General features: G+C 48.1%; 11 protein-coding genes and 4 tRNA genes. 13 read left to right on the top strand and 2 right to left on the bottom strand.

Annotation, left to right across the window (positions count from 1 at the left end):
- Positions 1-6 precede the first annotated feature (6 nt).
- Positions 7-2469, bottom strand: a complete 2463-nt coding sequence (locus tag B157_RS0126540; protein ID WP_020606349.1) for a zinc-dependent metalloprotease — start codon at positions 2467-2469, stop codon at positions 7-9.
- Positions 2470-2640: 171 nt separating this feature from the next.
- On the opposite strand from B157_RS0126540, the gene B157_RS0126545 reads away from it, so the two are divergent.
- A complete protein-coding gene (locus tag B157_RS0126545) occupies positions 2641-4356 on the top strand; it encodes a M28 family peptidase (protein WP_026308984.1) in 1716 nt (571 codons plus the stop codon).
- 34 nt (positions 4357-4390) lie between these two features.
- Here the strand turns inward: B157_RS0126545 and B157_RS0126550 are convergent, their stop codons facing one another.
- Positions 4391-4864 carry a DUF4293 domain-containing protein gene (locus tag B157_RS0126550; protein ID WP_020606351.1) on the bottom strand — a complete coding sequence of 158 codons (474 nt, stop codon included), beginning with the start codon at positions 4862-4864 and terminating at the stop codon, positions 4391-4393.
- Between the two features lie 50 nt (positions 4865-4914).
- Between B157_RS0126550 and mnmC2 the strand changes: the two genes are divergently transcribed.
- The 12 genes from mnmC2 to rplK all read left to right on the top strand — a co-directional run bounded on the left by mnmC2 (position 4915) and on the right by rplK (position 12616).
- Positions 4915-5583, top strand: a complete 669-nt coding sequence (gene mnmC2 / locus B157_RS0126555) for a tRNA (5-methylaminomethyl-2-thiouridine)(34)-methyltransferase MnmC2 (protein ID WP_020606352.1) — start codon at positions 4915-4917, stop codon at positions 5581-5583.
- Positions 5584-5667: 84 nt separating this feature from the next.
- Complete coding sequence (locus tag B157_RS0126560) at positions 5668-6273, top strand: thioredoxin family protein (protein ID WP_020606353.1); 606 nt, start codon at positions 5668-5670, stop codon at positions 6271-6273.
- 113 nt (positions 6274-6386) lie between these two features.
- The gene (locus B157_RS0126565) at positions 6387-8408 is read left to right on the top strand and encodes a M13 family metallopeptidase (protein ID WP_020606354.1); all 2022 of its coding nucleotides are present in this window, start codon (positions 6387-6389) and stop codon (positions 8406-8408) included.
- Positions 8409-8557: 149 nt separating this feature from the next.
- A complete protein-coding gene (locus B157_RS0126570; RefSeq protein WP_020606355.1) occupies positions 8558-9094 on the top strand; it encodes a hypothetical protein in 537 nt (178 codons plus the stop codon).
- Positions 9095-9208: 114 nt separating this feature from the next.
- Positions 9209-9291 (top strand) — tRNA-Tyr (locus tag B157_RS0126575).
- Positions 9292-9303: 12 nt separating this feature from the next.
- Positions 9304-9376 (top strand) — tRNA-Gly (locus B157_RS0126580).
- Between the two features lie 143 nt (positions 9377-9519).
- Positions 9520-9591, top strand: a tRNA-Thr gene (locus B157_RS0126585).
- A gap of 175 nt (positions 9592-9766) precedes the next feature.
- Positions 9767-10954, top strand: a complete 1188-nt coding sequence (tuf, locus tag B157_RS0126590; protein WP_020606356.1) for an elongation factor Tu — start codon at positions 9767-9769, stop codon at positions 10952-10954.
- A gap of 192 nt (positions 10955-11146) precedes the next feature.
- A tRNA-Trp gene (locus B157_RS0126595) sits at positions 11147-11217 on the top strand.
- A gap of 17 nt (positions 11218-11234) precedes the next feature.
- Positions 11235-11426: a preprotein translocase subunit SecE gene (gene secE, locus B157_RS0126600; protein WP_020606357.1), complete on the top strand. Its 192-nt coding sequence runs from the start codon at positions 11235-11237 to the stop codon at positions 11424-11426.
- Between the two features lie 15 nt (positions 11427-11441).
- Positions 11442-12005, top strand: coding sequence for a transcription termination/antitermination protein NusG (nusG, locus tag B157_RS0126605; RefSeq protein ID WP_020606358.1), 564 nt, complete (start codon positions 11442-11444; stop codon positions 12003-12005).
- 167 nt (positions 12006-12172) lie between these two features.
- The gene (gene rplK, locus B157_RS0126610; RefSeq protein ID WP_020606359.1) at positions 12173-12616 is read left to right on the top strand and encodes a 50S ribosomal protein L11; all 444 of its coding nucleotides are present in this window, start codon (positions 12173-12175) and stop codon (positions 12614-12616) included.
- The last annotated feature ends 14 nt before the right edge of the window (positions 12617-12630 follow it).

Here is a 12630-nt window from a genome sequence, read left to right on the forward strand (position 1 = left end):
TATCATTTATCGCCAGTCGCAAGCAGGTGCCAGCCATTCCTGACCCGGATCAATCGGCATCCCATCGGGAGGAGCCTGCGGGCTTGTTGGCCGAACATCGTCAACATTACCCTCAGCCCGACGAAGCTGATCGAGCGCAAACAGGTGATGGGCCGCTACTTTCGGATTGGCAGCTGCCGCATTGAGCTTACCCTTCAACTGGTTAAGCTTTAACCCGGCAATTGCCCGCCCCTGCGGTGTTATCTCCGTATTGTTAGCCACGTCGATAAGTTTTTGCAACAGCAATTTATCCGTCAACATTTTCACCTCTGCCTGATAACTGTCGGCAGGTTCGGCTTTATACCAGGTAGCTGTTAGTAATTGATCCAGCATCGACTCAAGGCTAAGCTGAGCCGGATCGAGCGCCGATTGAACGACCAGCCGACTGACCCGTTCCGGATTTAATAACATCTGAATCGTCATACCGGCAGCAGCTTCAGGTGCCGCCATTGGATCAAAAGATAACCCGGTCCGACGTTTGAAAACTTCCCGAGGATTTGGATTATAGCGAAATGGGTGGGGCGGAATTAATGCTACTATCGATTTAGGAAGTGCCAGAAAAGCAGGGTCAATAGTAGCCATCAGCGCACTCAACGCCCGTTTTTGCTCCTGAACCGGAACCGTCGACATTACGGGCTGGCCGTCGCCCCGAAGCGCATTTGTGTAGACTTGTCCGGCTACCACTTTAGCCGCTGCTTCTACCTGATAGCGATGAAACATGTACATCGGCACCAGTACCTCTTCAAGTGTAGCCATTGGCATTCCCATCGGAATTTTCTTTTCCGTAAAGTTGGCCAACGCCACCCGCCGAACATCCGATACGCGCTTTAACTCGTCAACGGCATCGGCCCCGTTATCCCACAGATGGGTACCGGGATGGACCGAACCTTCCGGTCGCGCATCTTTATCGGTTAGGAAGGTTAAACCCGCCTTGTGCATATCCGTTACGATCTTGTTTAAGGCTGATTTTTCATCTACTCCAGCCGGGAACTGCTCATACCCATAGCGAATGCTCCATTTATCGTAAGTACCAATTCCTTTGGCATACGCATCACTCAGGTCGATGCTGTTTCCTTTCACTTTGACCAGCATCGTCGGGTAATCCATAACGGATGCCCTATCCTGCGTACTGGAAATGTAATTATGAGGCAAACCAAGGGTGTGACCTACTTCATGAGCCGCCAGTTGCCGAAGCCGTTCAATGGACATTTGCATCATTGGGTCCGACGAAGGAGCGGCTCCGCTGCTGTAGTCGCCTGCTAATCCCTGCGCAATAAGATAATCCTGCCGAACCCGCAGCGAGCCGAGGGTAACTTTCCCCTTAATGATTTCGCCCGTGCGCGGATCATTAATACTACCCCCGTAACTCCAGCCCCGCGTGGAACGGTGTACCCATTGCACCAGATTATACCGAATATCCATCGGATCAGCATCGGCCGGGAGCAGTTTAACCTGAAAGGCATCTTTGTAACCAGCCGCTTCGAATGCCTGATTCCACCAGGCAGTACCTTCCATCAAAGCAGATCGGATCGGTTCGGGAGTACCCGGATCAATGTAATACACAATGGGTTTTACCGCTTCACTCACAGCGGCCGATGGGTCTTTTTTCTCCAGCCGGTGCCGCGAGATGTACCGCTTCATGATGGGTTGACTAACGGGCGTCGCATAATCGAAGTACTCAATGCCCCCGTACCCGATACGTGGGTCGAACAGGCGGGGTTTGTAGTTATTGTCCGGAAGCTGAACAAATGAATGGTGCTGATGCACGGTAATGGCCGTAGGCGTAGGCACCACATCGCGCAGAAAAGTACCGGGATTATCGCCCGTCAGGGTAATAATCGTTTCAAATTCTGTATTCTGCGGGAAGGCTTTGGTACGAGGCAGGTACATGGCACTGCGCGTCGGGTCGAATTTAAACGTACCCTGCTTAGTACGGGCAATGGCCTGCACAGCCCCAACGGCATCCTGCATCAAGAATGGGGTGAGGTCAACTAATACACTACCTTTATCTTCGGCTACAATCTCGAAACCGGCATGAACCGACTTAGCAAACGATTCTTCAACCGCCTGGCGCTCAAGTGGGTCGTTACTGATAGCCCGATACGCGTAGTTAGGTTCCAGCATCAGTACTTTGTTACCGCTACGCTGAAATTTCACGATATGTTCCTGCCCTAACCGGCCACGGTCAAGCCCGATATCATTGGAGCCAACGCCTTCTGCCAGCGTCGGATAGTATAGTAGTTCGGTATCAAGGGAGGATATTTCCAGCCAGATTTTACCTTTTTTAGCATCCCAGTAATAGGTCATAAAACCGGGATTGCGTTCCATACCCGACGTGAAGGCCGCAATGCTACCGGCAGGGGCAGGCTGAGCAAGTAGAAGTTTAGTAGAGAGAAGTAAGCAGAGAAGTGTAAATACGTGTTTTTGCATATTGAATTGGGTTGTAATTGAGGCTCAAGATACGGCAAATGAGTTAATAGTATGATTTCGCCAAACTACTTTGTAGTGGCAGTCATAGAAATCATTATATTCATTGGCGGTTTCGTATAATCGGCAAATATAGCTTACATTGTATAGTTAATAGTAACCCCTGCTACTGCGTTGAAATACATCCTTATCGTCCTCGTCTTTATTACTCCATTTTTTTATACCCTGGCTCAATCCAATCCGGAGACCGGCTCATCAATGCCAGTGCCGACAATTCCGGCGGAAGCCCAAAAGGTAGCGAAAGCGGTACAGCCAGCAGCTGTTGAAGCACATATGCGTTATCTGGCCGATGATAAACTCGAAGGCCGTAAACCCGGTACTCGTGGCTACGAACTGGCCGCTCAGTACATTGAAAAACAATTTCGGACACTTGGCTTCAAGCCAATGGGCCAGGGTGGAACCTACCGCCAGAAGGTGCCGCTGCGCCGGGCACTAGTGCAGGATGCGGGCAGTTCGATGATTCTGACCCGCCAGAGCAGTGATGGGGTAGTTGGTGCGCCAGAACACATGATTTATGGAAAAAACTACATTTTTAGCCCACAATTTAGTCAGGCAACGAGTCAGATGTCTGCTCCGGTTGTATTCGTTGGCTTTGGTGTATCAGCTCCAGAGTTGGAGTACGATGATTACGCGAACATTGACGTACAGGGTAAAATTGTAGCCTGCTTCAATGGTGCCCCCACATCATTCCCTTCTAACCAGCGCGCTTATTCAAACTCCGCCAAGCAGGAAGTAGCCGCCAAACACGGAGCTGTAGGAATCATTACGTTCAGTTTACCGAACGATATGTTTGCCCGTATCGAATCCAACGCCCCCCGCAACCGACAGGCTACCTACCGCTGGGTCGATTCGAAAGGACAGGTGCAACGAATCTTTCCAACACTAAAAGTAATTGCCTCACTGGGTGATTCAACCGCCCGCACGTTATTTGCCGGAGCCGGCAAAACGTTTGATGATGCCCGAATAGCAGCCACCAAGAACCAGCCTCAGGCATTTCCACTAAACCTGTCGATACAGGCAACCACTCAAACGGAATTGAATGATGACCTGATAGGCGAAAACCTTGTAGGACTTTTACCCGGCTCCGACCCGGTGCTGAAAAACGAATACGTTGTGTACGTTTCGCACCTTGACCACCTCGGCATTACCAAACCCGTTAAGGGTGATTCCATTAATAACGGCGCTCACGACAATGCATCAGGCGTGGCAATTAATCTGGAAACCGCCCGACTGTATACGCTACTCCCTAAAGCCCCCCGCCGGTCTATCTTGTTTGTGGCCGTTACCGCCGAGGAAATGGGATTATTAGGGTCCGATTACTTTGCCAGTAACCCAACTGTGCCGAAAGAAAATATAGTAGCAAATCTTTGTCTCGACATGCCTTTTTTCTTCCATCCACTACTCGATATTGTACCCTATGGGGTTGAGCATTCCAGTATGGTGGGAGCCGTACGGGCAGCCGCGAAATTTGTGGGCGTCGAGATTGCGAAAGACCCCATTCCCGAACAGTCCGTATTCATGCGCTCCGACCATTTCAGTTTTGTGCGGCAGGGCATTCCGGCCATCTACGTCAAAAGCGGCTCCACTACCGGCGACTCCCGCGATGGAACAAAACTTAACCTGGCCTGGCGGGCGACTACCTACCATACTCCTCAGGATGATATGAATCAACCCTTCGACTGGAACGCGGCTGGCCGACATGTACAATTACAGTTTCTGATTGGCTATCTAACCGCTCAGGCCGATAACCGTCCCGTCTGGAACGATGGTGACTTTTTCGGGACCAAGTTTAAGGAAATATCTCCTGTAGAAACGAATAAAGGGCGTTGAACGCCCTTTACAAACCTGTTTTCAATTGGGAAATCTACCGTAATCGCTCCGATCCCCGAACGAGTTTTTCGTCGCGCCGAATAAACCGGTTGGCCAGTGCATTCAGTACCAGGGCTACAATAATGGCGTAGAACCCGGTAAGGAAGTTTCCCTGATCGCCGGGATCGCCGTATTCTTTTCCAGCATACAAGGTCTTGTACAATATAATACCCATGATAGCCGTAAGCATCAATGCATTCACAGCACAAAGGGCCGTTTGTGTCAGGCGATTTTTGTACTGAAAAATGGCGTAAAGCGACACCAATCCAACCAGAGCGATTAACAAAGCCAGATACCATACACTATCCACAAACGTTGTGATACCCTGTTGATAACTATACTGAAGCGCGGATAAATGCGCCATTTCCGTTGGCTGTGCACCAACTTTTTCCCAGAGTGGATTAGCCAATGCAACCCCCATGGCCACGGCAATAAGAAACAGAAATATTGTTTGAACGCGTTGAATCATGCGTAATCATGTTTTTTGACCCGCAAAAATAGCCTAAAAACTGATAGTTTATGAAAGCTGATGTTCGCCTGTTGCTAACTACCGACGGTTCACACACGGCTATCAACAAAGAATTCGATAAATCATACCATTCCATTCATGGGGCGTATCAGGAGTCGCAGCGGGTTTATATCGAACTGGGATTACTAGCGGCACTCGCAAAATTCCACGAAGAAGAGCTCAGGGTTTTCGAAATGGGATTCGGTACGGGGTTGAATACCCTGCTAACGGCTCATGAGGCAACTAAGCTTCAACGACGGGTAAGCTACACGGCTATTGATGGGTATCCAATGGCGGCAGAAGATACCCGTTTGCTAAATTTCGACGAACAGCTTGGCACCTCCCTCCTGCCTGCCATACATGAATCGCCCTGGAACGAACCGGTTCTAATCGCTCCTTCTTTCACATTGATAAAAATCGAGTGCCTGCTGCAGGAATGGCAAACAACCGACCGTTTTCATCTGATTTATTATGATGCCTTCGCCCCAACTGCACAGCCTGAACTTTGGGAGCCTGCTATTTTTGTACAACTGGCGGACTTACTGCTACCTGGAGGCATGTTGACTACCTATTGTTCAAGAAGTTATGTACAGCGAAGCATGCGGGCAGCAGGGCTAACTGTTGAAAAGCATCCCGGCCCTATGCACAAACGGGATATCATCCGGGCCATTAAAATTTAACAAACCGACACTCCATTCTACGAATTTTATCGACCATTGGTCGTTATCTATAAAACGAATTCACCTGGAGAACCAATCATCTGTATGAACCGTCTTTTTTTATTTTTTGCCGCTTTCGTCCTGCTGACGATTTGTGCGTTTCGGACTAATTTGCCTACCGGGCAGTTAACGGCAACATCAGTCCTGCATAAATCGACAGATGAGCGCAGGCATATAAACTGGCTGAGTATTGAGGAGGCCTACGCGCTGACGCAGAAAAAACCCCGGAAGTTTGTGGTAGACGTGTACACAGACTGGTGCGGCTGGTGCAAAGTGATGGACCGGGAAACGTTCTCCAAACCAGCTATTGTTGATTACGTCAACGAGAATTACTATCCGGTCCGGTTCAATGCCGAGCAAACTGCCGATGTACGGCTGGGAGGGCAAACGTTCAAGTTTGTCAGGGGAGGTAGCCGGGGCGTTCATGAGTTGGCTGCTGCTTTACTGAAAAACCAGATGAGTTATCCCACGACCGTATTTATGGACGAAAAGTTTAACCTTATTCAGCCTATTCCCGGATACCTTGAACCCCGTACCTTTCACCAGATAATCACCTACTTTGGCCAAAATTATCATAAGAAAGAGCCATTCGACCAGTATAAGACGACAACCTATAGAAACGTCCAATCAGCCTTATCCGCCAGTAAGTAAGCACATCATACAAGGAAGGAGCGCGGATCAGCGCGGCTGCATGGTCGCTGCTGGTCCGGGTTCCTTTTTTTTGTTAGTTTTGTCTTCTTTCATCAACCCCAACAAATAAAAACATGACCAAACAGGTGTCTTTTCTTGTGGTGTTAGCCATAGCCATTGGGTTTATAGCCGCTGACAACCGCAAATTTATTGACCCGCAAAACATGGATCAGTCCGTGAAACCGGGTGACAATTTCTACGAGTATGCCAATGGTAACTGGCTGAAGAAGAATGAAATTCCTGCGTCTAAAACATCATGGGGAAGTTTTAATGAACTTCGGGAAAAGAGTCTCGATGCCATGAAGACCCTCCTCGAAGACGCGTCGAAAACAACTACCAAAGGGCGTTTGTACCAGATGGTAGGCGATTTTTACGAGAGTGGTATGGATAGCCTTACTATTGAGAAGCGTGGTTTTGACCCCATCAAACCTGACCTTGACCGGATCGAGAAAGTAACGAATAAAACTGCTTTTCTGAATGAGCTGGCTTATCAGCGAACGCAGAGCAATGGTATGCTATTTGGCTTTTTCGTAGGACAGGACCGCAAGAATGTTAATAAATACCTGCCGCAGTTTAGTCAGGGAGGTACCACGCTACCCGACCGTGACTATTACCTGAAAAATGATGCCCGGAGCCAGAAAGTACGCGATGCTTACCGCGATCACCTCACCAAAATGTTTGGGTTGATTGGCGAGGAGCCAACTCAGTCTTCGCAGGATGCCGACGTTGTTTTACGGGTAGAAACTGCTTTGGCGAAAGCCCAAATGCCCCGCGTTGAACTCCGCGACCCGTATAAAACATACAATAAATTTACCGTTGCTCAATTCAGTCAACAAACGCCCGGCATCAACTGGGCCGATCAGATGACGAAGCTGGGCGTAAAAGGACAGGATACTGTACTAGTGCAAAATCCGGCATTTTACCGTTCGCTGGACAGCCTGGTAACCGCTACACCCATTGAGGACTGGCAGACATACATGCGCTGGAATATCCTTAAGGGAGCAGCGCCATACCTGAGTAGTCCATTCGTCAACCAGAACTTTGCTTTTTCAAAAGTGCTGTCCGGCCAGAAAGAGCAGACTGCCCGCTGGCAGCGCGTGAGTAGTCTGATTGATGGATCGCTGGGGGATTTGCTGGGACAACTCTATGTTCAGAAATACTTCAAGCCCGAAGCAAAACAACGTATGCTGGCGCTGGTCGATAACCTGGAGGCATCTTATAAGGAGCATATCAAAAAACTGGATTGGATGAGTGATGATACCAAGGCAAAAGCACTTAACAAACTGCTGGCGTTTAAACGTAAAATTGGTTATCCTGACAAATGGAAAAACTATGATGGCGTTGCTATCAATCGAGCTGATTTTTACGGCAACGTAGAGTCGGCAGGAAAGTGGCAGTATAATTACATGATCAACCGATTGGGCAAACCCGTCGACCGGACAGAGTGGGGAATGACGCCACCAACTGTAAATGCCTACTATAGCCCGGTCAACAACGAAATTGCTTTCCCAGCCGCTATTCTACAATTTCCCTTTTTCGATGCTGCTGCCGATGATGCGGTCAATTATGGGGGTATCGGTGCTGTAATTGGCCACGAAATGACACACGGCTTCGATGATTCCGGTCGCCAGTATGATTCAGACGGTACCCTGCGCGATTGGTGGACAAAGGCCGATGCTGATAACTTTAAAAAACGGGCCGACCAGGTACGCGACCAGTTCTCTGGCTTCAAAGTGCTCGACACAATCAAGGTGAACGGTCAGTTGACCCTGGGCGAAAATTTGGCGGATTTAGGTGGTTTATCTATTGCTTATGATGCGTTCAAGAAAACACCTCAGGGCAAATCAACCGGCAAAAAAAGTATGATTGACGGGTTCAGCCCCGACCAGCGGTTCTTTTTATCCTGGGCCCAGGTATGGCGTATCAACGTCCTGCCCGAAACACAGGCTCAGCTAATCATGGTTGATCCTCACGCCCCAGGGCAGTACCGCTGCAATGGCCCCCTATCAAATATTACGGCCTGGTATCAGGCATTTGATGTGAAGCCGGGTGATAAAATGTATAAAAAGCCGGAAGACCGAATTAAGGTCTGGTAAAAAGTGTGCATTTACAGCATTCATAAAAGCCGCTTCCCATTGCCTGGAAGCGGCTTTTATGAATGTGGACTTATTGAAATTGATTACTTATTGAAATATCTTGTAATCAGTCAGTTTATTTGATGCTACTGAACACCTAAATCATATTCATGAAGACTACCTACTTGACCCTCACTTTACTCACTTTCTCTTTAGCCTGCCAAACTAAACCAAAACAGGATGAGAGCAAAGAAAAAACGGCTGTAATAGATGATAGTACCACAGCCCTGTCCAAACGTCCCGGTCCCGATGCTCCCAGAACCGTACCTGATCGTTTGGTAAGAGCACTTTATTTCGAGCATAACAAAACGGAGAATCCATTTCGGGAGAAGAAAAATCGGGCATTGATAGACGAGTTTTTTGCTAAACCCACTGCCGATCTCATCTGGAACGATGCACAAAAATCAACTGGTAAAGTCAACAGGGCTAAGACAAACCTACTTTATAATGCTCCTGATGCCAATATAAAAAAGATGTGGGTAGAACCGGCGGCTATTGGTGGTACGCGGGCTATTGTGTACGTAACATTTCTAAATAAAGAAAAACCCGAAGAGGTCAAAATTGATATGCAGCAAGTAGCGGGCCGATGGGGTATCACGGAGATAAACTATCCCAATGCTCAGCAACTAACGAAAATGCTTAAATAAGGGGGCAGTCTTAAATTATTTTTGGAGCATCTGTTGACAACACCGCAAAAACATGTAATTTTGCAACTCCAAAACCGGAAGCGGGCTTGGAAATGTTCTTTAACTTACCTTTTCGGGGAGTTTCCAGAGTGGCCAAATGGATCAGACTGTAAATCTGCTGGCGTACGCCTTCGGAGGTTCGAATCCTCCACTCCCCACTAAATGAATAAGCGGAAGTAGCTCAATTGGTAGAGCGATAGCCTTCCAAGCTATAGGTTGCGGGTTCGAGACCCGTCTTCCGCTCTGTTAGGTAGAGCGATGGTATTTGAGACTATAAGTTGCGGACATAGTGGGGTTCCACTTCGAGACTGCTCCGGTAGTCTTCCATTCTTTTACCAGATACTATAAAATGTACTGACAACATCCGTTCATTTTATGGTATATAAGCCGTTATAGCTCAGTGGTAGAGCACTTCCTTGGTAAGGAAGAGGTCCGGGGTTCAAATCCCCGTAACGGCTCAGGACTTCTTTTTTTGAAGTCTTTGTTGAAGGGACGGCTCATACCGTCCGACGCCCGTGTAGTTTTAAGCCCAAATGGTGTCAGACCTTAAAAGGAATGACTTCGCTGGGTTTAGTTACTGTTCAGCGAATTCATTTACTAACAAACAAAAGTTCACAATAGCGTTTTAAAAACATGGCAAAAGAGAATTTTGACCGCTCGAAACCGCACGTAAATATCGGTACGATTGGTCACGTTGACCACGGTAAAACGACGCTGACGGCTGCCATTACGAAAGTGTTGGCCGGCAAGGGTCTGGCCGCAATTCGGGACTTTTCCTCGATTGACAACGCTCCCGAAGAAAAAGAGCGCGGTATTACAATTAATACATCGCACGTTGAGTACGCAACGGCGAGTCGTCACTATGCACACGTTGACTGCCCAGGTCACGCCGACTATGTAAAAAACATGGTAACGGGAGCTGCTCAGATGGACGGTGCTATCTTAGTAGTAGCCGCTACGGACGGACCAATGCCACAAACTCGCGAGCACATCCTGCTGGCACGCCAGGTTGGTGTACCTCAGTTGGTTGTATTCATGAACAAAGTGGATATGGTCGACGATCCAGAGCTACTCGAACTTGTTGAAATGGAGATTCGCGAACTGCTGAGTTTCTATAACTTCGACGGTGACAATATCCCTGTCATCCAGGGTTCGGCACTTGGTGGCCTGAACGGCGATGAGAAATGGGTAAAAACCATCGAGGAACTGATGGATAGCGTTGATAGCTTCATCCCCTTACCTCCTCGTCAGACGGAATTACCATTCCTGATGCCGGTAGAGGACGTATTCTCGATCACAGGTCGTGGTACAGTGGCAACGGGTCGTATCGAGCGTGGTATCATCAACTCGGGCGAAGCTGTTGAAATTTTGGGTATGGGTGCAGAAAACCTAAAATCTGTTGTTACGGGTGTTGAAATGTTCCGGAAAATTCTGGATCGTGGCGAAGCTGGTGACAATGTAGGCTTACTGCTGCGTGGTATTGAAAAAGAGGCTATTCGCCGGGGTATGGTAATTTGTAAGCCAGGTTCGGTAACTCCTCACGCCAAGTTTAAGGCTGAGATTTACGTTCTGTCGAAAGAAGAAGGTGGTCGTCACACCCCGTTCTTCAACAAGTACCGTCCTCAGTTTTACTTCCGCACCACCGATGTAACGGGCGAAATCATGCTGCCTGCTAACGTTGAAATGGTAATGCCGGGTGATAACATCACGATTGATGTAAGTCTGATCAATAAAATCGCTATGGAGAAGGGACTTCGTTTCGCTATTCGCGAAGGTGGTCGTACCGTAGGAGCTGGTCAGGTGACGGAAATCCTCGATTAATGGAATAACATTAAAAAGCAAGTGCATTTCTGCGCAGAAATGCACTTGCTTTTTTAATATTATTCCGTACTTTTGCAGTCCGTTTCGACGGATATATCTAAAGATGTAAGAGTAAAGAGTAAGAATTAAGACGAGTTGTTACTATTTTCAGCTTCCTTTCTTTTTGCTTCATCTCTCTCCTCTATTCAATAAACGGGTGTAGTTCAAGGGTAGAATAGCGGTCTCCAAAACCGTTGATGGGAGTTCGAATCTCTCCACCCGTGCAAATCCTTTACATAAAATGGACAAGTTTACATCGTTTCTGAAAGCCTCTTGGGAGGAAGTTCAGCATAACGTGACTTGGCCTAAATTCAGCGACCTCCAATCCAGTTCAACACTGGTGCTGGTAGCCTCGCTGATTTTTGCGCTACTAGTCGGGTTAATAGATTTAGTATTCGAGAATGGACTGAATGCATTTTATCAGTCATTCTAAATCGACCTACAAAACATGAGCGGCATACAATGGTACGTCATTCGGGCAGTGTCGGGTCAGGAGAAAAAAATTAAATCCTACCTCGACAATGAGATTATCCGGCAGAAGTTGGATGAAGTAATCCCGCAGGTACTGATCCCGGCAGAAAAGGTGTATGAAATGCGTAACGGTAAGAAGCGCGTTCGGGAGAAATCCTTTTTCCCCGGCTACATCCTGATTTCAGCCGACCTGGGCAACAACCGGGCACTCGATATGATTCTGAATATGCCGGGTGTATTAGGTTTTCTGGGTAATGCGCAGGTCGGAACCACATCGAAAGTTCCAGTTCCCCTTCGGCAGGCCGAAATAAACCGCATTCTGGGTAAAGTGAATGATGAAGAAACCGAAGAGGTATCGACTCCGACAGCCAGCTACCTCAAGGGAGAAAACGTAAAAGTTGTCGATGGACCGTTTGGTGGTTTTATCGGCACAGTAGAAGAAGTATTCGACGACCGGAAGAAATTGAACGTTGTTGTTAAAATATTTGGCCGGAATACTCCGGTAGAACTCAGTTACGCACAAGTAGAGAAGGAGAATTAATCGTCAGATTAGTTTTCCCAGGTTTGGCATCCTATGCTTCCCTCAGAGGGTGACCAGCCAAAAAAGTTGATTCGCTGCGAAAGGTGTGCGGACTGGTTATGTGACTAACCAGTAAGAAACCCAGGCAGTAACGGGGCCGCCCACGCGGTCGTAACTAAATTACCACAATGGCAAAAGAAGTAGGTGGCTACGTTAAGCTGCAAGTCAAAGGTGGGCAAGCTAACCCCGCACCCCCAATCGGTCCGGCTTTAGGTTCCAAAGGTTTAAATATCATGGAATTCTGTAAGCAATTCAATGGCCGTACGCAGGATAAAATGGGGACGGTATTGCCGGTTTTGATTACGTATTATAAGGACAAGTCCTTTGATTTCGTCATCAAAACACCACCCGCACCGATTCTGCTGATGGAAGCAGCCAAGCTGAAAGGCGGCTCTGCTCAACCTAATCGCAATAAAGTAGGATCAGTGACATGGGACCAGGTTCGGACAATCGCAGAAACGAAGATGCCCGACCTGAACGCATTCACTGTTGAATCAGCGATGAAACAGGTGGCCGGTACGGCCCGCAGCATGGGAATCACGGTGTCAGGCGCATCGCCCTTTGAGAACTAAACAGACTTGCCGAA

It is taken from the genome of Spirosoma spitsbergense DSM 19989, from assembly GCF_000374085.1.
GTDB lineage: Bacteria > Bacteroidota > Bacteroidia > Cytophagales > Spirosomataceae > Spirosoma > Spirosoma spitsbergense.

Coding starts and splice junctions, on each gene's coding strand:
- tuf (WP_020606356.1), top strand. CDS start 9,767: ATGGCAAAAGAGAATTTTGACCGCTCGAAACCGCACGTAAATATCGGT.
- secE (WP_020606357.1), top strand. CDS start 11,235: ATGGACAAGTTTACATCGTTTCTGAAAGCCTCTTGGGAGGAAGTTCAG.
- B157_RS0126550 (WP_020606351.1), bottom strand. CDS start 4,864: ATGATTCAACGCGTTCAAACAATATTTCTGTTTCTTATTGCCGTGGCC.
- B157_RS0126570 (WP_020606355.1), top strand. CDS start 8,558: ATGAAGACTACCTACTTGACCCTCACTTTACTCACTTTCTCTTTAGCC.
- nusG (WP_020606358.1), top strand. CDS start 11,442: ATGAGCGGCATACAATGGTACGTCATTCGGGCAGTGTCGGGTCAGGAG.
- B157_RS0126565 (WP_020606354.1), top strand. CDS start 6,387: ATGACCAAACAGGTGTCTTTTCTTGTGGTGTTAGCCATAGCCATTGGG.
- B157_RS0126540 (WP_020606349.1), bottom strand. CDS start 2,469: ATGCAAAAACACGTATTTACACTTCTCTGCTTACTTCTCTCTACTAAA.
- rplK (WP_020606359.1), top strand. CDS start 12,173: ATGGCAAAAGAAGTAGGTGGCTACGTTAAGCTGCAAGTCAAAGGTGGG.
- B157_RS0126560 (WP_020606353.1), top strand. CDS start 5,668: ATGAACCGTCTTTTTTTATTTTTTGCCGCTTTCGTCCTGCTGACGATT.
- mnmC2 (WP_020606352.1), top strand. CDS start 4,915: ATGAAAGCTGATGTTCGCCTGTTGCTAACTACCGACGGTTCACACACG.